At 62.4% G+C, this 19,564-nt stretch carries 14 protein-coding genes and 1 pseudogene; 5 read left to right on the top strand and 10 right to left on the bottom strand.

From position 1 onward, the window contains the following. Window positions 1-93 precede the first annotated feature (93 nt). From M1E17_RS09820 to M1E17_RS09785, 8 genes are all read right to left on the bottom strand, one after another. Window positions 94-1,323, bottom strand: coding sequence for a cytochrome P450 (locus tag M1E17_RS09820; RefSeq protein WP_457966981.1), 1,230 nt, complete (start codon window positions 1,321-1,323; stop codon window positions 94-96). Beyond that, a complete protein-coding gene (locus tag M1E17_RS09815) occupies window positions 1,316-1,525 on the bottom strand; it encodes a ferredoxin (protein ID WP_457966979.1) in 210 nt (69 codons plus the stop codon). Before M1E17_RS09815 ends, M1E17_RS09820 begins: the two co-directional genes overlap by 8 nt. Further along, on the bottom strand, window positions 1,522-2,706 hold the full coding sequence (locus M1E17_RS09810) for an NAD(P)/FAD-dependent oxidoreductase (protein ID WP_457966977.1): 1,185 nt from the start codon (window positions 2,704-2,706) through the stop codon (window positions 1,522-1,524). Before M1E17_RS09810 ends, M1E17_RS09815 begins: the two co-directional genes overlap by 4 nt. A gap of 2 nt (window positions 2,707-2,708) precedes the next feature. Next, window positions 2,709-3,536, bottom strand: coding sequence for an SDR family NAD(P)-dependent oxidoreductase (locus M1E17_RS09805; RefSeq protein ID WP_457966975.1), 828 nt, complete (start codon window positions 3,534-3,536; stop codon window positions 2,709-2,711). Between the two features lie 240 nt (window positions 3,537-3,776). Further along, window positions 3,777-5,087, bottom strand: a complete 1,311-nt coding sequence (locus tag M1E17_RS09800) for an NtaA/DmoA family FMN-dependent monooxygenase (RefSeq protein ID WP_457966974.1) — start codon at window positions 5,085-5,087, stop codon at window positions 3,777-3,779. 172 nt (window positions 5,088-5,259) lie between these two features. Continuing rightward, complete coding sequence (locus M1E17_RS09795) at window positions 5,260-6,645, bottom strand: amidohydrolase family protein (RefSeq protein WP_457966973.1); 1,386 nt, start codon at window positions 6,643-6,645, stop codon at window positions 5,260-5,262. Further along, window positions 6,642-7,706, bottom strand: coding sequence for a CoA transferase (locus M1E17_RS09790; protein WP_457966972.1), 1,065 nt, complete (start codon window positions 7,704-7,706; stop codon window positions 6,642-6,644). The genes M1E17_RS09795 and M1E17_RS09790 overlap by 4 nt, the downstream gene beginning before the upstream one ends. Window positions 7,707-7,872: 166 nt before the next feature. Then, a complete protein-coding gene (locus M1E17_RS09785) occupies window positions 7,873-8,904 on the bottom strand; it encodes an enoyl-CoA hydratase/isomerase family protein (RefSeq protein ID WP_457966971.1) in 1,032 nt (343 codons plus the stop codon). A gap of 234 nt (window positions 8,905-9,138) precedes the next feature. Here M1E17_RS09785 and M1E17_RS09780 point away from each other — a divergent pair, with 234 nt between their 5' ends. The 5 genes and pseudogenes from M1E17_RS09780 to M1E17_RS09760 all read left to right on the top strand — a co-directional run. Continuing rightward, complete coding sequence (locus M1E17_RS09780; RefSeq protein WP_457966969.1) at window positions 9,139-10,779, top strand: flavin-containing monooxygenase; 1,641 nt, start codon at window positions 9,139-9,141, stop codon at window positions 10,777-10,779. 56 nt (window positions 10,780-10,835) lie between these two features. Then, entirely contained in the window at window positions 10,836-11,594 is a 759-nt protein-coding gene (locus M1E17_RS09775) for an SDR family NAD(P)-dependent oxidoreductase (protein WP_457966968.1), read from the top strand. 431 nt (window positions 11,595-12,025) lie between these two features. Further along, window positions 12,026-12,802 carry an enoyl-CoA hydratase gene (locus M1E17_RS09770; RefSeq protein WP_457966967.1) on the top strand — a complete coding sequence of 259 codons (777 nt, stop codon included), beginning with the start codon at window positions 12,026-12,028 and terminating at the stop codon, window positions 12,800-12,802. Between the two features lie 491 nt (window positions 12,803-13,293). Continuing rightward, window positions 13,294-14,670: an IS110 family RNA-guided transposase gene (locus M1E17_RS09765; RefSeq protein WP_457966966.1), complete on the top strand. Its 1,377-nt coding sequence runs from the start codon at window positions 13,294-13,296 to the stop codon at window positions 14,668-14,670. Window positions 14,671-14,845: 175 nt separating this feature from the next. Further along, a pseudogene (locus M1E17_RS09760) lies at window positions 14,846-15,718 on the top strand (IS110 family transposase); the annotation flags it as partial. Window positions 15,719-16,518: 800 nt separating this feature from the next. Here the strand turns inward: M1E17_RS09760 and pntB are convergent. Together pntB and M1E17_RS09750 are read right to left on the bottom strand one after the other, a co-directional pair. After that, a complete protein-coding gene (pntB, locus tag M1E17_RS09755; RefSeq protein WP_457967686.1) occupies window positions 16,519-17,994 on the bottom strand; it encodes a Re/Si-specific NAD(P)(+) transhydrogenase subunit beta in 1,476 nt (491 codons plus the stop codon). Further along, window positions 17,994-19,550: a Re/Si-specific NAD(P)(+) transhydrogenase subunit alpha gene (locus tag M1E17_RS09750; protein ID WP_457966965.1), complete on the bottom strand. Its 1,557-nt coding sequence runs from the start codon at window positions 19,548-19,550 to the stop codon at window positions 17,994-17,996. The genes pntB and M1E17_RS09750 overlap by 1 nt, the downstream gene beginning before the upstream one ends. Window positions 19,551-19,564 lie beyond the last annotated feature (14 nt).

The following is a 19,564-nucleotide window of genomic DNA, read 5'->3' as shown; positions in this document are numbered from 1 at the left end:
CCTTTTTACGTTTCCTGCCGGCTGGGTGTCCACCGTAGCGCCCGCATCCAAAGATGCGGGCGCTGGTCGGCGAGCTGGGTTAGTTGTTGCGCTTCACCACGTGACGGGCAGTGAGTAGACGCCGTACGCGAGGCGGTCGTGCTTGAACTCGATTTCGTCCAACGGGACGGCGAGCTTGAGCGTGGGAATCCGCCGGAACAGTGTGCTGAACACGATCTGGAGTTCCGCGCGGGCCAGTTGCTGCCCGACGCAGACGTGCGGGCCGTATCCGAAGGCGACGTGCTGCGAGGCATCCCGGGTAAGGTCGAGCACCTCGGGTTCCTCGAATACCCGGGTGTCCCAATTTCCGGCGGAGAAGTCGAGGATGATGCCCTCGCCCGCCTTGATGGACTCGCCGGCGATCTCGATGTCTCCAACCGCGATGCGGCGCTGCCCATTGTGGATGATCGACAGATAGCGAAGGAGCTCTTCGACAGCGTTCGCGATAACCTTCGGATCGTCGCTCTCGCGAAGAGCCGCGAACTGTTCCGGGTTCTCCAACACCGCGAGGGTGCCGAGGCCGATCATATTAGCACTGGTCTCGTGACCGGCTAACAGCAGGACGATACAAGTCTGCACAGCCTCGTTGACGGTGATCTCCCCCGTGCGGGCCAGCTCGGCGAACTCGGAGACGACGTCTTCAGTCGGCTCCTCAAGTCTGAGCTCAACGAGTCCCCGCATGTACTCCGTCAACCCTGAGAAGTGCCGGGCCTGATCTTCCGGCTGCGAGTAGCGATCCAAAATGCCTTTCGCGGACTCCTCGAAGAAGTCGTGGTCCTCATACGGAACCCCGAGCAGCGAACAGATCATAAGGGACGGGATGGGCAGCGCTAGGGCGGGCACGAGATCAATCGACTTGGGTCCCGCGAGGATCGCGTCTATGTGCTCGTCGGTGACCCGCTGTATTACCGGACGCATCGCGTTGACCCGCTTGAATGAGAACGCGCGCGTCGCCATGCGGCGAAGACGCACGTGCTCCGCACCGTCGACGTTGATGAGCGAGTCCGGGCGGACGGATGCAGCGGCGGCTTGTCCTGCGTTCCAGGCCGGATACCCGGGCAGATGGTGATTAACGCTGACGCGCTCATCGGCTGCCAATGCCCGCAACTCTTCGTTGCCCGTCACCAGCCACGGCGTGCTGCCATCCCAGATGCGCACACGGCTTACCGGTTCCTTAACCGCCATGTCGATGAGGACCTGAGGCGGATTGAACGGGCACTTCGGCTCACGCATCACGGGAAATTCGAGTACCTCAGGGGCACTGCTGTTTGATGGATCAGTCATGCTGGGCTCCTTCTTCTATCACAATGGCCATTGCGGGGCATGCCCCCGCAGCGCGGCGTGTGTCAGCGTGCTGGCTTTCCGGTGGGTTCTCATTGAGGAGGACGACGATGCCGTCCTCGTCACGTTGGTCAAATACGTCCTGCGCATAGGAGGCACACTGACCTGCTGCGACGCATTTGTGTTCGTTTATGACAACCTTCATACCGCTACCTCTTCCTGAATCGGGTGTCTCTTGTCAATCTCCTGTGCCCGGAGACGAGTTTGCTTTGGCATGTTCCAGCCCAGCACCGCGGTGACAAGGCCATCTACGTGATAACGGATGACGAACCGCCTGTTATCGATGTTGCCTTCCACCACATCGAAGTACGCATCCGGCCTGATTGTTCCGTACACCTGGATCTTGGTCTTGTACTGGTCCGACCAGAAGTACGGGACAGGCTCATAGCCACTCGTGCCGCCGAGGATTGCAGCAGCGACAACCGCTGACTGCTCCGTGGCGTTGGTGCGGTTCTCAAGGCGTACTAAGTCACCCGCCCCACTGTGGAACCATCGTGCGACGTCGCCGACAGCGTAGATCCCTTCTGCGGCGCGGCACTGCTCGTCGCAGACTACTCCGTTTTCCAATGTGAGCCCGCTGTCGGCCAGCCAGTCGGTGGCGGGTATGCCGCCGATTGCGACAACGACGATGTCGGCTGGGAGTTCCATACCGTCTGCGAGGCGGACACCGGTCACCCGATCATCGTGCTCAGTGAACCCGGTTACACCGACTCCGAGCCTGAGCTGCACTCCGGCTTCAGAGTGCAACTCCGCTAGCAAACCCGATACATAGCCGCCGAGCTGAAGCTGCATAGGCGAGGTCAACGGTCCGGTGATGGTCACGTCGAGGCCTAGCTGGCTCGCCGTCGCCGCAATCTCAGAGCCGAGCACCCCCTCACCGACCACGACAAGCCGGGATGCAGCCAACAGGTCCTCGCGAAGCGCGAGGGCGTCTTCGAGAGTGCGGAGTGTGTGAAGACCCTTGATCTCCGGCTGGCTCCTCAGTTTGCGTGCGGAGGTTCCTGTCGCGATGACGATGTTCCCCGCCGTCAGTTTTCGCTGCGCAGTGTGAACCTGTCGGGCCGAGGCGTTGAGACCCGTTGCAGCTTCACCGAGGATGAACCGGGCGTCGAGTGCGTCAAGCTGTTCGCGCGACCGCAGTTGCGCGCGCTCGGCATCCCATTCACCGCCCAGGACCTGTTTTGATAGCGGGGGTCGGTCGTAAGGAAGGTGAGTTTCGGCACCGAGAAGGGTGATCCGACCTCGGTAATTCGCGCCGCGTAGGCTCTCCAGGACACCCAGCCCGGCGGCGGACGCTCCGACGATGAGTACGTCAGTATCCGTCACTGCTATTTCCTTGGGCTCTGGCTGGTAATAGCGGAGTTAGTCGTGTTGCCGGCGGCCGTACCGCCATCAACCCGTAACACCGCGCCCGTGATGTACTTCGAGCGATCGCTTGCGAGGAAGACTGCGGCGTCGGCGACGTCCTCCGGGGTGCCCTCGTGATTAAGTGGCCGGCTCGCGGATTGCATCCTGCGTACGCCTGCAATGAATTCGTCACGGACCGGGCCCTCCTCGTAGTCTCTCGCGGATGAGGCCAGGAGCGAGGTCGGAATGTTGCCCGGAGCAAGCGCATTGACCCGGACCCCGTGCTCGCCGAGGTCAATAGCGACCGACTTCGTGAACTGGATCACAGCGGCCTTCGACGCGCGATAGGTCATCACATTACGGCCAGCCTGAATGCCGCCGATTGAAGTGGTATTGATGATCGAGCCGCCACCGTTGACTGCCATGTGGCGAGCGGCCGATTGGGTACCCGCCATGACCCCGAGGAGGTTCACCTTGAGGACTTGTTCAAACGCCAGCAGATCGTCGTCGAGGAATCGGGGAAACATTGGCCCCGAAATTCCAGCGTTATTGAACATGATGTGCAGACCGCCGAAGGACTTGACCGCAAGCGTTACCAAGTCCGCGACCTGCTCCCGGTCAGAAACGTCGGTATGCGAGTAGATAGCGTGCGGTCCGAGCTCGGATGCCAGAGCCTCGCCCTCTTCGCGTTGCAGATCGGCGATGACGACGTGCGCGCCCTCGGCGACAAATTTGCGCGCCGCGGCCCGACCGAGCCCAGCAGCTCCTCCGGTGACAACGGCCACCTTATCGGTGAGTTCTCCGGCCATTTTCTTCTCACTTCTGTGCGGCCCCTGAGGACTTGCGCACTACGTCGTTGTATAAGTGGACTCTTGGTGGTTGCAGTGTGTTGATCAAGGCGGCGGGGCTGCGGAAAAAGGACATTTCAAGGAACACCACGCCCGCCTACTGTGGCGGAGGAATCGATGACAGAGGGCTCGGCCTAGCCGAACTGAAGTTCCGCGCCGACATCCAGCACGCCGGCGCGAACCGTGTCATCGAAACAGACGTCAGGCCTGGAAACGCTCCCGAAGCACCCGGGTATCCGGCGTGCTGCGGTAAATCCCACGGTCGATCAGACGCGGCACGGCCTCGTCGACAAACTCCTGGAGCCACATGCTGCCCGTCGGGAACATCAGGTTGAAGCCTCCGATGTTGCCGTCTTCGAACCAGTCCACGAGCTCGTCGGCGAAGTCGTCATACGAACCGACGAATTTACGGTGCTGGGCACCGCCGCGCACCATTGCGTGGGCGACGAGGTCGCGAACGGTCAGGCCGGGATTGGCCTGCACGTGGTTCCAGAGGCCGACGTAGTTGCCGAAAACACTCTTGAGCGTGTCCTTGACATCCTCGGGATTTGGCAGGACTTCCACCGGGAAGGGATCGTTGACGCTGTTGTACGTGTACTGGATGCCGAACTCCATAAGGGCGTAGGGAGCGATGCTTTCCCAATCGATGTAATCATCAAGGGCGTGCATCCGCTCTTCGGCTTCCCGCGCCGTTTTCGCTATATACGGGATGAGGCCGGGAATGGCCGGGGCGGACCCTGCTGCACGACCGTGTTTGGCGAGCGCTTCGTCGAGCGAGGCGCGGTAGGTCTTGGCGCTCTCTCGCGAGTAGGCGTTGGTGAACACCATGTCAGCGTGCTTGGCCGCCACGTTGATACCGGGACCGGAGCCGCCGGCTTGTGCAATGAGCGGACGACCCTGGCGGCTCGGGTGCACATTGAGCGGGCCGGTGACCTGGAAGTTCTCGCCGGTGTGGTTGATCGGCTCGGAGTAGAACCGGCGAATGCCGTCGGGATCGGTGCGGAAGTCACGGTTGTCCCAAAGAGCCTTGATGACGTCAAGGAATTCATCCGCGCGCTTGTACCGCGCCTCACGGTCGAGGTGTTGGGTTTGGCTGTAGTTCAGCGCCCAGAAATCCGCAGCACTTGTGATGGCGTTCATTCCAGCCCGGCCCTCGGAGATCAAATCGAGGGAGCCAACGAGGCGCGCGATGTTGTATGGGTCGTAGAACGAGGTTGACGCAGTGGCAATAAATCCTAGGTTTTTAGTCTCCCGGGACAGGGCAGCCATCGCGGTGAGAGGCTCAGGGGCGCCGTCGTCGATCGCAGGACTGCCGATCGATCCGGCGATATCGCCGAGGAACATGGCCGTGAACAGGCCCTCGTCAGCGAGTTTTCCCATTTCAAGGATCGGACCGAATGCACTGGTGCGGTCCGGGCCACCGCCGTTGTCCCGCTCGAACGCACGGGCACCCTGATGAAGATTAAGTTCGTTGCCTACAATATTCAAATGCAACCGACGTCCGTCTGACATCTGTTCTCCAGTTCTTTTCGCCATTGAAATCGACTTCTCGCGCATGCAATCAGGTTGCAGTTCACGCTGCGTAACCGCGACCCTACTAGGGGTCGTCTATCCGGATAGGCTATGCGACGAGTGGACAGTGTGTCAAGCAAGCTCGCCTGCTACACATGCCGGAGTGCAGGCATCAGATTGAGCTGAAAGCAATCTCGCCGGAGATGATTGTCAAAATAACCGGCGATGTTCCAGAGTGAGCAACCTCGAGGTAGTCCGGAGTGAGCAGGCACAGATCTGCTGGTGAATCCGCAAGCACCCGCCGCTGAGTCCCGCCTAAGTCAAGCGGATCCATCAAATAGCCCGACAGAGCGAGCTCAGCGGACACCGCCTCGTCCGCGTTGAGAGTCGTCCCGCTCCGCGTCCGCCGGGTGCCCGCTGTGGCGACGACGCGCCAAGGGTCCACGTCTCCGAAGGGTGCATCGCTGGATGGTACGACGCTTACCCCGGCGGCCTTGAGCGATGCATATGGATAGAGCCAGTCTCGCTCGGCTTCCGGTACATCGCGGAGATAGTCGTCGCCTTTGGACCGCAGGAAGTCCGGCTGAGTGACGATCGCCAAGTCGAAGGCCGCCAGAACCTGAACTAACTCTGGCGGGACGACGGCGGCATGCTCGAGGCGGTCTCCGGGTAGAGTGCCGCATTCAGCAAGGACGCCGAGGACCAGGACCAAGGCGTCGGCCGTTACACAATGAATGGCCACCGGGCGGCCGACCGCATGGCTTCCGGCTATGAGGTCAAGCAGCGTTGAGGCGGCCGGGAGGTTGTGGTCGTGAAGAAGAATCTTACGGGGTCCCGATTGGACGCCAAGGGGTAGCGGGTGGGCGTCCGGTGCGCCGAGAAGGACGACGCGTTGGGGCAGTTGTCCGGTCCGGACTGCCTCCCCAATCGCGACGATTGCGACGTCGTCAAGGTCCGGAGTCGCATCGGTGACTCCGGTGATGCCTAGGCAGGAGAGCGAGCGGCCGACCGCGCCGAGGTGTGGTGGCTCGCGAGGGAACGCATGACGGACCAAGTCGTCACATCGCCATAACCGCCCCGTTGGACGGCCGTTGGGGTCTCTCTCGATGCCGAGCGCGCCCTCGGTCGCAGGGCCGAGTCGGGCGAGAGCGCGCGAATTCAGCATCCATAGTCCCCCGGTGCGATGCTGCACCCGCAGTGGTCGACGGTCTTCGATTGCATCCAAAGCGAATCGGTCCAGCACTCCCGCGAGAGACTCATGGTACCCAACCGCCCGAACCGTGGACCCGCTGCGGTTCCTGATCGCGGCGGTAAATTCCGCCACTGTTGAGAGCGCCGCACAGTCCACTGAGTCCTGCGTCGCAGCCATCGCCATCAGGTGCACGTGATGGTCGTGCAAACCCGGGATGAGCGTGGCGCCGCCGCAGTCGATTACCGACCCTGCCAGGACACCCTGGCGCTCTCCCACCGGATCGATCCTGGAGATCAGGCCCCCGTTGATCGCGACGTCGACTCGACGGCCCTCCACCTCCACGTCGGCGAGAATCGTCGAGGTCATCGGAGCCATTGTGCAGTGTCCGCTCCAAGTTCCGGGGCCAACCCAACCGCTTGCCTCGCACGAGGGGCGGCCACCGGGTAACGTCCACGCTCAGTCTCCACCCACCACTCACCTTCTACCGACTCGACAGAGTGTGCTGCAATTCCTCCCGCCGCAGCCGCGCTTGCAACATCGTGCATGGATATGTCGACGAGCAAGGCGCGCTCCGAGAGCAGAGCTTCGGCCGCCGCGGTGGCCGCAACCGCGCCGGTCAACGGATCTGCTATGGCATCGCCTACTGGCAGCACCTGCCCACCTTCCTCGATTGCGAGTCCTGCCCCCACCGCGACATCATCGCCGAAGCCAGGTGCATTCGATTCCCGCCCACGGGCCGTGATGGAGAGCCAGGTCACGCCCGCTCTGACGAATTCCTCAGCCACGAGCCCCAGTCCGCGCAGCGACCGAGCACGCGAGCTTTCTATGACCACCGACGCTGTGCTCATCAGGGTGCGCAACCGGTCGAGGTCTGCAGCGTCCTCAAAGTCGACGTGAATAGCCGCGTGCCCGGCATGAAGGAGATCGTAGAACATAGCCGCCCCCCGGCGGGCTCCATCCGGCCGCTTTGCGCTCTCAACCTTGATGACGTCGCAACCAGCCATCGAGAGAAGGTGGGCGCAGAGCGGGCCGGCCCATAGCGCACTGAAGTCCACGACGAGGGGTCGTTCAATCCGTAAGTGCAGTCCCCCCTCTGACCCCCTGATCACGGGAGCCCGGCTGGAGGGCTCCGGTGGCCAGGCGCAGGCAGCCAGGTCAAGCAGACGGGCTCGCTCAATCGCCTCGCCCCTGCTTTGAGTGCGCGCCCAGGCCTTGATCGCGGCCCACGGTTCGGCATCTGAGTCACCCTCGACTAGAGCGGGAACCGCCCGATGGTCCGTGTCACGGGCAAGCGAGAGGCCGAACCAGCCATCATTCGCCGGCACGGCTTGGAAAGCTCCGCCACAGGACATCGGAGCCGCCCGCTTAAGGCCTGCGATCGCCGCACGCTCACCGAGCAGCTCGGCGCCAGGGACTACTGGTCGCACACCAGTACGCTCGCCGGCGAGGTCAGCGAAGCGCACCAACTGATCTGTCAAAAATGTTGCAGGACGGCCGGGAGCCACCATGGGAGGCCCATCAGCTCGCCCCGTAAGTGCCATCGCCCCGGATGCTGCCCACGCCCTCACCGGATCGGTCCCATGGTCCTGCATCTCATGCATCATCGATGAGTCCCCATCGAAGTCCGCTGGCAACATTTATGCGGTACCGCGTTAGCCCCATGTATGCCGCACGCCACCGGCCGATCCTGCGAGGGATGCCGACTGTCCCGCCAGCGCCCGGTATTTGGCCGTAGCCGAGTTCCGGCAGGAGAAAGAACGAGCCTGGGGCCGCCGAGATGTGCCCGGCACACGCAGCGAACTCTATGCCTGCGCCAATGAGGGGTCCATGTACGTGCACCGAAGTTCTCGATTGCACCAAGTGCATGGCCGGACCCGGGTGATTCCGCATTCTGTTCATGTGTGCGGTCGCCGGGTCGGTCGAAAGTCCGAATTCGGTAAGGTCACCGCCAGTGCAGAAGGAAGCCCCCGCGCCGCTGATCTCCACGCGGAGTGCGGGATCGGCCGCGGCGATGGCGAGGGCGTTGAGGAGACCCGCTCTCATGGGGCTGCTGAACGCATTGTGGCGCTCCGGATCATTTAACACGACCGAGAGTGTATCCCCCGATCGTTGCAGTTGCACCGGCTCCCAGTCCGGATCGTCGCCACCTGGCACCGCGGTGGGGACGGTGCGGGTATGCAACCAGTGGAGGAACTCCGGACCGAACAGCAACGTCGAGTAGGCGAGGGATTCCGTAACAATGGCTTGGTTGAAGGAAACGTGCTCGGACGCCCGCAGGACGTCGGCGTAAGTGACCGCCGCGATGGGCGACCTCTCCACTGTTCGCGCGATTGCGTCAAGGTCCTTGGGCGAGCCCGCACTGCATCGACCGCTCTCCTCGGGGCCCAATACGATCGTCATGGCCTCTGCAATTGGCAGTACGTCGGAGGGGATGATGCGGTTGGAGATACCGACCACCACAGGCCGCGGATAGGCCTGTAACGCCGCAACGGCGGCAGGTACATCATCCCCCGTGGCCTCGTCCAGATTGATGACGACGAGGGGATTCATGGGGATGCCACCATCATCAGGGATCATCCGAAGCGGGGCGCTGTCCATGAGCTCACGCAGCGGGAGTTCAATCATTGCTGTCCTTCGTTTCTGCCTCAGGGCACGTGCTATATATCTCAAAGTTATCGTCGGCGTCAAGAACGGACGACGCTGACGGGGCTCGCTCCTTGCTGGCGTGCTAGCAACGGCCATTAAAAATGGATTCACCACTAACTTGATAGCCTGTTGTGCGATACGCTAGGGTAACCATTCGCAAGCTATATTGTAGACCTAGCCCGGCGATGATGCCGGGGATGACGGAGAACGAGCATGGGCACTGAACTCGAACACTCAGTTACGACGACCGATTCTGCTCCGGAAGTGCTCGATGCACTGATCGTGGGGGCCGGTTTCGCCGGGGTGCGGCAGCTGTATCAATTCCACTCGCAGGGACTTAATGTCCGCCTCGTGGAGCGCGGCGGCGGTGTTGGCGGTACATGGTATTGGAACCGGTATCCTGGTGCTCGAACAGACTCCGATGCGTACTCCTACTCGTTCTACTTCACACGTGAGCTGGGCGAGGAATGGGCCTGGCCCGATCACTTCTCGTCACAGGAAGACATCGAGAAGTACATGAACTGGGTCATCGACCGCTTTGGGTTGCGTGACAGCCTGCAGCTCAACACGACCGTCACGAGCGCTGTCTTCGATGAAGAAACCAGCCTTTGGACCGTTGGCTACGCCGACGGCACCGGAGTAAAGACGCGCTACCTCGCGCTCGCAACCGGCATGCTTTCGCACCCGGTCTTTCCCAACTTCCCCGGACTCGACAGTTTCACCGGCGCCGCCGTACACACGGGCCTCTGGCCAGAGGAAGGTATCGATCTCGAGGGAAAGCGGGTCGCTGTCTTCGGTGCAGGTTCCTCCGCCGTCCAGGTGGTGCCGAACATTGCCAAGGTCGCAAGGTCACTCACTGTGTTCCAGCGTGGCGGCCACTGGGCAACCCCGCTGAACAACAGCACATTGACCGCCGAGGAGCAGGAAGAATACCGCCAACGCTTCGACGATCTGCGCGATCAAATCCGCAAGGACTACGGCGGCCAGGCCGACCACACCCCGGACCTACGTTCCACACTTGAGGTCACCGAGGAAGAACGGCTCGCCAAGTACGAGTATCTCTACAACGAGGGGCGCGGGCTGCGCATCTTCTCCGAGAACTTCCAAGACATGATGTGGCACCCGGAGGCAAACAAACACTTCAGCGACTTCCTCGCCGACAAGATTCGCTCGCGTGTCACAAAGCCCGAAGTCGCCGAGATGCTCGTCCCCGATCACGGCTTCGGCCGGTTCCGCCCGCCCAAAGACGTGGACGGCTACTACGAGTGCTTCAACGAAGAGCATGTGCAGCTGGTGTCGACTAAGTACACGCCGGTCGTCGAGATCACCCCCACGAGCATCAAGACCACCGAAAGCGAGTATGAGGTCGACGTTATCGTGTTCGCGACCGGATTCGACGCTTGGATGGGTGCGCTACGTCAAATGGATATCCAAGGCCTCGGCGGGAAGACTCTCAGCGAGGCGTGGTCCAACGGTCCGCACACCTTCCTCGGCATGGTTACCCCTAACTTCCCCAACCTTCTGTTCGTCGGCGGCGCCCAAGGCGTCGGGGCAAACACGCCAGGTTACGTCGAAGTACACGCCGAGTGGCTCGGCGCACTCGTAGCCTATGCGGATGAGAACGGCATCAAGCGTATCGAGGCGACTGAGGAGGCCAGCAACGCGTGGTCCGAGCAAATTCACGAGATCGCTAAGACCGGTCTGGTGGGAGACTCAAAGGCCTGGTACTTCGGGGGCAACATCGAAGGCAGCGACGGCAAGCTGCGCGTATATCCCGCCGGGTTCCCCGCCTACCAGACCGCGATCGCGGCAAGTGCAGAGAACGGTTACGAGGGTCTCGTTCTTTCCAAGTAGGACTCGGGCCGGCCGGCAAGGCCGGCCCGACTTATTCGCCATGCAGGGAGTATGCAATGGACATCAGCAAAGCAACGGCAATAGTTACGGGTGCTGCATCCGGTCTCGGTGCGGCGACCGCAGCCCGCTTGGCCGCCTCGGGAGCTTTGGTTGTGGGGATCGACCTCGCTAACAGTATTACATCCGCTCCCGCAATCGATGGGGTGACGTACGTCGCCGCCGACGTCAGTAGTGCAAACGAGATCGAGGCAGCCCTTGCAGTGGCCGCCGACCTCGGCAGGCCGCTGCGGCTCGTTATAAACTGCGCGGGCATAGCGCCTGCTGTGCGGATACTGTCGGGGAGAGGGGTGCATGACCTCGACCTGTTCCGGCGCACGATCGAGGTCAACTTGGTCGGCACCTTCAACGTGCTGCGCTTGGCGGCCGAAGTTATCGCTCGCGAGGAGCCCGACACAGATGGTCAACGCGGCCTGATCATCAACACCGCTTCTGTCGCCGCCTACGAGGGCCAGATCGGACAGGCCGCGTATGCGGCGTCAAAGGGCGGAGTCGTGAGTCTGACGATAGCGAGTGCGCGCGATCTGGCCCGGTCTGGTATCCGGGTGAATACCATCGCCCCAGGGATTGTTGAGACTCCAATGCTCGCTTCCCTTGGCGAGGACGTGGGTGCTGCCCTTGCTGCCTCAGTGCCATTCCCGAAGCGGCTAGGGCGCCCTTCAGAGTTTGCGGATCTGGTGATGATGATCACCGCGCATGACTATCTCAATGGCGAGACAATCCGCTTGGACGGAGCTCTGCGGCTGGCGCCGCAGTAGTACTGTCGTCGTCACGAGAGCAACGCAAGTTCAACAGTAATCGTGAACGGTCCCTGCGCCGTGCGAACCGCGGGCTAAGCACCGCATTCGCCACCGTAGGCGCTCCCGGGCTCGGCTGCGCCGCCATTGGCGAAGGGCTGGCCCATGCCGAGACCGGACCCACTCTGGGTTGACGCGGCGATCCTCAGAATGGTTCTGGAGGCGGGAGTCGGCCCGAACACAGCGCTTCGCGGCAACCCGTCGGCGCCATTCACATCAGGTCGAGCCACCTCTGTTTACTGGGGCTCCATCAACAAATCCGACTGAAATTCCTGGAAATCTTTATCGATGTTCCCACTAAGTTTTAGGACGTCCTAGCAAATACTATTGTCCCCTAGTATATTGGAGGATGGTCCGTCACATCGGGTGACGCAGGGAGCAGAGGCGCTTACATGAACACCTATGACAACATCCAGATCAAAAGGTGCGGACGAGTCGGCATCATCACCCTCCACCGCGCGAAGGCTCTCAACGCCCTCAACAGCAAACTCATGCATGAGGTCGTAGCCGCCGCCACCGAGTTCGACAAGGATCCCGAAGTCGGAGCAATCATCCTCACCGGCTCGGAGCGGGCATTCGCTGCCGGCGCTGATATTTCGGAGATGGCTGGAAAGAGTTTCCAGGACGTCTCTCTCGGGGGCTTGTTCCAGGAATGGGATGAGTTTGCAGCCGTCCGCACACCCACCATCGCAGCTGTCGCCGGTTATGCACTCGGCGGGGGGTGCGAAATCGCCATGATGTGCGATCTTATCGTGGCCGCTGACAGCGCAGTGTTCGGCCAACCAGAAATTAACCTTGGAGTAATTCCCGGGCTCGGCGGAACGCAGAGACTCACCCGCGCGATCGGCAAAGCAAAAGCGATGGACATGATTCTAACCGGCAGGTACATGAAAGCAGACGAAGCTGAGCGGGCCGGGCTGGTCGCCCGAGTCGTGACCGCGGACGCGCTGCTCGACACCGCCCAAGAGATCGCTGAGACTATAGCGGCAAAATCCCTGCCCGTTGCAATAGCTGCCAAACAATCCGTCAATCGAGCGTTCGAAAGCAGCCTCGCTGAGGGACTCACCTTCGAAACCCGCAGTTTCCGCGCTCTCTTTGCCCTCGACGACCAGACAGAAGGCATGACGGCTTTCATTGAAAAGCGGACTCCCGTGTTCAATCACCGTTGAGCTGCATCTACGCTTCCCGCACGAGCTGCCGGTCCCGATGCGGTAGGAAAACAGAAGGGCAGGATCAGCAGGATTGCGGTGCTCGTACACTCCATTCCCCGGGCCTCCCACAGCCCCCGACATTGAGGGCCCTGAACAGTAGAGTCGACGAGGCGATGAGGCCCTTTGCCCCCGTTACCTAATGGGATGTGAGGGAGCCAGCTGAGGTCTTCCCGTTACCGTGGCCCGGAGCGGTCGAAAAAGATTGTCCCTCCGGCTCCCTCACACCATGGGAACGTAGGTTGGCTTCCGGGGGCCTCGCTGCCGGTCAGCGTCTCCATCGTGAACGCGAACCTAAAGTTCTCACTTCAAGACTCGACCCCCGGCAGCGGTCCGACAGGGATGAGAATGCCAATCAGATGTGGAGCCGTTGAGCTCTTCCATTAGGTCGCAGTTGTCCTTCGTCGTATCGGTCCTCTGCAGATACCGACCACATAGGAAGGAACAGCCAAATGACGGACGTGTTCTGCGGCATCGACTGGGCAGAAGGACCTCACGACATCTCAGTCGTGGACCAACAAGGCCAGCTGTTGGCGTCGCGAAGGATTGAAGATACAGCTGCCAGCCTGACGGAACTGCTGGAAATGCTGGGCGCCTTGGGCGACCGTGCCGAAGATCCTATTCCAGTTGCCATTGAAACCACCCGCTGCCTGCTCGTCGCAGCACTGCGATCGAGCGGCCGGGATGTCTATGCCATCAACCCGATGGCTGCCTCCCGCTACCGGGACCGGCACACAGTCTCCAGCAAGAAATCCGATGCCCAGGACGCTGCCGCGCTGGCCAACATTCTGCGGACCGACAGGCACGCTCACCGCCCGATGCCCAAGGATTCCGAACTCGTTCAGGCCATCGCGGTACTTGCGCGGGCCCAGCAGGACGCAGTCTGGGAACGGCAGCAAGAGACCAACCGGATCCGGTCCCTGCTGCGGGAGTATTACCCCTCTGCGCTCAGGGCCTTCCCCAACAGCGCCGACCTCGCTTCCCCCGTCGCCAGGGCCCTGCTCGGTGCCGTTTCCAACCCCTGCGAAAGCTGCCAAGCTCAGTCGTGTCCAGCTCGGTCGAATCCTGCTAAAGCAGGGCGGACACGCAGCCTGGAGACCACCATCGACAAGCTCTACCGATCCTCCGCAGCACCAATCTCCGCCAGTCAACCGTGGTCGAAGCTGCGTTCGGACCCAGCTTCGACCATGCTTGGGCAGTTGGATGCCGTCTGCCAGGGCCTTGAGTCGCTGACCGCAGCCGTTGAAAAGGCCTTCCATGCACACCCGGACGCGCAGACCCTGGTGAGCTTTCCCGGCCTCGGGTCAATTGCCGGAGCACGGATCCTAGCCGAAATCGGCGACGACCGCACAAGATTCACAACCGCTTCGGCGCTGAAGGCCTACGCCGGCGCGGCGCCTGTCACCCGCGCCAACGGAAAGAGCCACACCGTCCTGGCCAGGCGGGTCAAGAACAACCGACTGGCAGCCGCCGGCTACATCTGGGCCTTTTCAGCACTCACCAACTCAGCCGGCGCCCGGGCGCACTACGACCGGCGCAAGAAGCTCGGCGACAGACACACCGCAGCCCAGCGCAACCTTTTCAACCGGCTCCTCCGCTGCCTCCACCACTGTCTGCAGGCCAGCCGGACCTACAACGAATCAGCCGCATTCCCGGTCCCCCAAGAGAGAGCCGCCTCTGAACTCCTTAGCCCCATCAGATGTCTTTTTCGTAGCCCCGGTCCTGTTGCGGATGAGGGTGTGTTGGCCGGTCGGTCCCGGCATGGTTTTTGCCCCCAGTCGTTCATGATCCGGGGGTGTTGTCACCGGAGCCGGGTTAGCGGCAGATGATCGCTGGTAGAGGCACGACGACGGGTCCTTTGTAACGTGGATGCCGACACCTGCCGTCGGACCAGCCAACACATGTAAACAGCGTGCGACGGAGGGAGTGCAGTGATCTGGATCAGCAGAACATTGACGTGTTCAGTGGAATGGACGTCGGGAAGTCCGGCCATCATGCGGTGTCACTGAATCTGCGCTACCCGTTGCGGTGGCCCAGGCTGCTGGAGCAACGGTTGGCTACCTGCCGGGCCTGGCGATGCGAAGAATGCGGACCTTCACCCGGGTCAGGCAAAAACCGACGCGAGAGACGCTGCGATCATCGCAGAGGCTGCCCGGTCAACGCCGCACACGTTGCGAACCATTGCTCTGGATGATGAGACGCTGGCCGAACTCGGGGTGCTTTGCGGCTTCGATGATGACCTCGCCGCCCAAATCACCGCTACCTCGAACCGGATCCGCGGATTGCTCACCTAGATCCACCCGGCCTTGGAAAGGGGCACTGGGACCGCACATCGGCCACCCCGCCGTCTCGGAGCTGCTTACCCGGTATTCGACACCTGCCGCGCTCAAGACCGCCGGTCGCGGACATGTACGGGCACGCCTGAAGAAACACGCGCCGCGCGCGGCCGAACGCCTTACCGAGGCAGTCTTCAATGCGCTCGGGGAGCAGACCGTTGTGGTCGTTGGCACCAACGCAGCCGCGTGCTTCCGAAACTGGCCGAACAGCTGCTGTCCCTTCGCCATCAGCGCGACGAGATCGCCGCCCAGGGCGAGGCCCTCGTGGAGGCCCACCCGTCTCCCTTGGTCCTGACATCGGCGTCAGCGCCTGGCGCCCGCATCCGTTCCGAAGTGACAGGGAAGTACTTCGCGAACGCAGCCCATCTGGCCTCCTATGCCGGCATCGCACCGGTCACCCGCCGCTCCGGCACATCCATTCGTGGAGAACACACCAGCCGGCGGGAATAAGAAACTCAAACGTGCCCTGTTTCTGTCCGCCTTCGCGGCCCTGCACCACCCGCCGTCGCGCGCTTACTACGACCGGAAACGAGCCGAAGGCCCGCCGTCGCTTGACGAAACCATAGAGCCAACACGCCAGTGACACGGAAACGTGGTCACCTCCACTTCATGTCAGGAAAACTGTGCATTTCTCCATTGGCTCGTCACTCGTCACGCCATGGGATCCTCTGCCCGTTTCGATATCGTGTCGATTCGTTTCGGCCAACAAATAGAGGCCTGTTCATGAAGCCTCTGCATGTCCGGGAGCGGCCTCGGGTGCAGCCGCTGATTGTGGCGACATGGCCAACGACAAATGGCGCAAGATCGCAAGCTGACGTCGTCCAGAGCAGGCCCGCTGCAATGGCCCCCGGTGGGGTCGCTCGATGCGCCTGGCGTTTTCCTAGTCAAAGGGACAAACCTCTTGGAAACAAAGGGGTTCATAGTGCCTCAATCATCAAGCCGGGGCGTACGCCTAGGCACGATTTCGGGACGGGCGAGTCTGGGACGGCATCCTGACTCCACCACCTGTGAAGACTGATTCCCTCCTGGGCAAGCCGCAATGCATCCGTTTTTTCGTTAAGGCTTCCACCCTGTGCCGTTCCGCGGTCGCGTTTTGCCTGCTGGTTGCGGTGATCGTTATGGGATTCTCCGCGTGATTTCATTCATCAGACACTCTGCGGATAGCAGGCCGCCCAAGCATAAACATGGACGACCTGCTATTGCTGAAGCGTATGGCCCCAAGACACGCCAGGAAGCCCTGCCAGCTGTACGCGTGACGGGAGGCGTTACCGACCTTAGAAATTGCTTTGCTGGGGCGTCAAACCTGGTGTGCCTGGGGCCAAGGCATACGGGTCGCCTCCGTTAGAAGGCGCGGAGGATGTCTTCGACGCGGGTTTTGGCGTCGCCGAAGAGCATTTGGGAGTTGTCGCGGTAGAACAGGGGGTTTTGGACGCCTGCGTAGCCGGCTGCCATGGAGCGTTTGAATACGATGACGTTCTCGGCTTCCCAGACCCGGAGGACGGGCATGCCCGCGATGGGGCTTCCCGGGTCTTCTGCGGCCGAGGGGTTGACGGTGTCGTTCGCACCGATGACCAGGACCACGGAGGTGTCGCCGAGGTCGTCGTTGATTTCATCCATTTCCAGGACGATGTCGTACGGGACCTTGGCTTCGGCGAGGAGCACGTTCATGTGTCCGGGCAGGCGCCCGGCGACGGGGTGGATGCCGAACCTGACATTCACACCCTTCTCGCGGAGCTGGTGGGCGAGTTCAGCGACGGGGTACTGGGCCTGGGCCACTGCCATGCCGTAGCCGGGGGTGATGACCACCGACGAGGCGTTGGTCAGCATGTCCGCGGTGGCCTCGGCAGTGATTTCGCGGTGTTCGCCGTGTTCGGCGTCCGCCGCGGCCGGTGCGGCGATGCCGAACCCGCCGGCGATCACGGAGATGAAGGACCGGTTCATGGCCTTACACATGATGTAGGACAGGTACGCGCCGGAGGAGCCCACCAGGGCGCCGGTGATGATGAGCAGGTCGTTGTTCAGCAGGAAGCCCGCCGCGGCCGCGGCCCAGCCGGAGTAGCTGTTGAGCATGGACACGACGACGGGCATGTCGCCGCCGCCGATGGATGCCACCAGGTGCCAGCCCAGGCCCAGGGCAAGAACGGTGACCACGACCAGGAGCCAGAGCTGAGAGTCGTTGACATACCAGACGGTCAGGGCGATGAATGCGGCGAGGGCGCCGAGGTTGATCGCGTTCTTGCCCGGCAGCATCAGGGGCGAGGACTTCATCCTGGCGGAGAGTTTCAGGAACGCCACGATCGAACCGGTGAAGGTCACCGCGCCGATGAAGACTCCGATGAACACCTCGGCATGGTGGATGGCCATCAGATCCCCGGACAGGTCCGGGGCTTCCAGGTGCCCGTTCCAGCCCACGAGCACGGCAGCGAGGCCAACGAAGCTGTGCAGCAGCGCGATCAGTTCGGGCATGCCGGTCATTTCGACCACCCGGGCGCGCCAGAGCCCGATGGCCCCGCCCACCAGGACCGCTGCCAGGAGCAGCACAAGGCCGGTCACGCCGTGGCCGGTGCCCCAGGCGCCCTGCACGGTCAGCCATACGGTCGCGGCGAGGGCGATGACCATGCCCGTGATGCCGTAGACGACGCCGGCGCGGGCTTTCTCGTGTTTGCTCAGCCCGGCGAGGCTGAGGATGAACAGCAGGGCCGCGACGATGTACGCGGCTCCTGCGATGGAGTCGGCGGTCAACGGACCGGAGACGGTGTCAGACACGGTAAGGCTCCTCGAGACGATTCGGGCTGCTGCTTCGGTGGCGGGGCTCATCATTTACGTGCCCCGTCTCCGCGGGAGAACATTGCGAGCATTCGCCGGGTCACGGCGAACCCGCCGAAGATGTTAATGCTGGCTAGCAGCACCGCGACCGCGGCGAGGACCTGCATCACGGCGTTGTCCGAGGTGACCTGCAGCAGTGCACCGACCACGATGATCCCCGAGATCGCGTTCGTGACGGACATCAGCGGGGTGTGCAGGGCATGGTGGACCTTCCCGATAACATAGAACCCGACCACGACTGAGAGCATCAGCACCGTGAAGTGCTGCGGCAGCGGCGCCGGAGCAACCGCATTGACCAGGAACAGCGCCGCGATGCCGGCGGCAAACAAGCCCGCTTTGCCCGCGGTGCTCATGCCCTGCTTCTTCTTCGATGCAGTGCTTTCGGCGGCCGGGGACTGGGTTTTGGCCGTGGGGGCGGCGGAGACCTGGACCGGGGGCGGCGGCCAGGTCTTCTCACCGTCGCGCACCACCGTCACTGAACGCTGCACCACATCGTCAAAGTCGATGCGCAGCACCCCGTCTTTGTCCTTTGTCAGGAGCTTGAGCAGGTTCAGCATGTTCGTCCCGTACAGCTGGGACGCCTGCGCCGGAAGACGCGCCGGCAGATCTGTATAGCCCAGGATGACCACACCGTTCTCCGTCACCACCCGTTCCCCGGCCACGGAGCCTTCCACGTTCCCGCCCTGCCCGGCGGCCATGTCAACAATCACGCTGCCGGACTTCATCCCGGCCACGTCCTCGGCCGTGAGCAGCTTCGGCGCAGGACGGCCCGGGATCAGGGCCGTAGTGATGATGATGTCCACATCAGCTGCCTGCTCGGTGTAGATCTCCGCCGCCCGGGCGTTATACGCGTCACTCGTGGCCTTCGCATACCCATCGGAGGACTTCATCTCCTCCCCCACCTCAACCTTGAGGTAGGTCCCGCCGATCGACTTCACCTGATCAGCAACCTCAGGCCGCGGATCCGTTGCCCGCACAATCGCACCCAGGCTGGACGCCGCACCGATCGCCGCCAGGCCAGCAACCCCCGCACCCGCGACCAGGACCTTCGCCGGCGGGACCTTACCCGCCGCGGTCACCTGGCCGGTGAAGAACCGGCCGAACTCGTGCGCGGCCTCAATCACCGCCCGGTACCCGGCAATGTTCGCCATCGAACTCAACACATCCATCGACTGCGCTCGGGAAATCCGCGGCACCGCATCCAACGCCAACGCCGTAATCGGACGAGCGGCCAAAGCCTCCACCAGCTCCGGACGCAGGCCTGGGCTCAACGACCCAATCAGCGTCGCACCCGGAGCTAGCCTGTCGATCTCATCCTCGGTAGGCGGATTAATCCGCAACACCACTTCACTGCCCCACGCCTCATCAGCACCCACAATCACGGCACCGGCCTCGACATACGTCTCATCCCGGAACGACGCGGACTCCCCGGCGCCCTTTTCGACCACAACCTCGTAGCCCAACCCCAACAACTGCTTCACCGTGGCGGGCGTAGCCGCCACCCGCCTCTCGCGACCCAACTCGGCCACAATGCCAATACGTGTCACGTTCACCCTCCCTC

It is taken from the genome of Arthrobacter sp. D1-29 (assembly GCF_054130585.1).
This window is presented reverse-complemented; position numbering and strand designations above follow the sequence as displayed.

Excerpts from the sequence above, each read along its gene's own strand:
- M1E17_RS09820 (WP_457966981.1), bottom strand. The coding sequence starts at position 1,323 with ATGACTGATCCATCAAACAGCAGTGCCCCTGAGGTACTCGAATTTCCC.
- M1E17_RS09815 (WP_457966979.1), bottom strand. The coding sequence starts at position 1,525 with ATGAAGGTTGTCATAAACGAACACAAATGCGTCGCAGCAGGTCAGTGT.
- M1E17_RS09805 (WP_457966975.1), bottom strand. The coding sequence starts at position 3,536 with ATGGCCGGAGAACTCACCGATAAGGTGGCCGTTGTCACCGGAGGAGCT.
- M1E17_RS09800 (WP_457966974.1), bottom strand. The coding sequence starts at position 5,087 with ATGTCAGACGGACGTCGGTTGCATTTGAATATTGTAGGCAACGAACTT.
- M1E17_RS09795 (WP_457966973.1), bottom strand. The coding sequence starts at position 6,645 with ATGACCTCGACGATTCTCGCCGACGTGGAGGTGGAGGGCCGTCGAGTC.
- M1E17_RS09785 (WP_457966971.1), bottom strand. The coding sequence starts at position 8,904 with ATGATTGAACTCCCGCTGCGTGAGCTCATGGACAGCGCCCCGCTTCGG.
- M1E17_RS09780 (WP_457966969.1), top strand. The coding sequence starts at position 9,139 with ATGGGCACTGAACTCGAACACTCAGTTACGACGACCGATTCTGCTCCG.
- M1E17_RS09775 (WP_457966968.1), top strand. The coding sequence starts at position 10,836 with ATGGACATCAGCAAAGCAACGGCAATAGTTACGGGTGCTGCATCCGGT.
- M1E17_RS09770 (WP_457966967.1), top strand. The coding sequence starts at position 12,026 with ATGAACACCTATGACAACATCCAGATCAAAAGGTGCGGACGAGTCGGC.
- M1E17_RS09765 (WP_457966966.1), top strand. The coding sequence starts at position 13,294 with ATGACGGACGTGTTCTGCGGCATCGACTGGGCAGAAGGACCTCACGAC.
- pntB (WP_457967686.1), bottom strand. The coding sequence starts at position 17,994 with ATGAGCCCCGCCACCGAAGCAGCAGCCCGAATCGTCTCGAGGAGCCTT.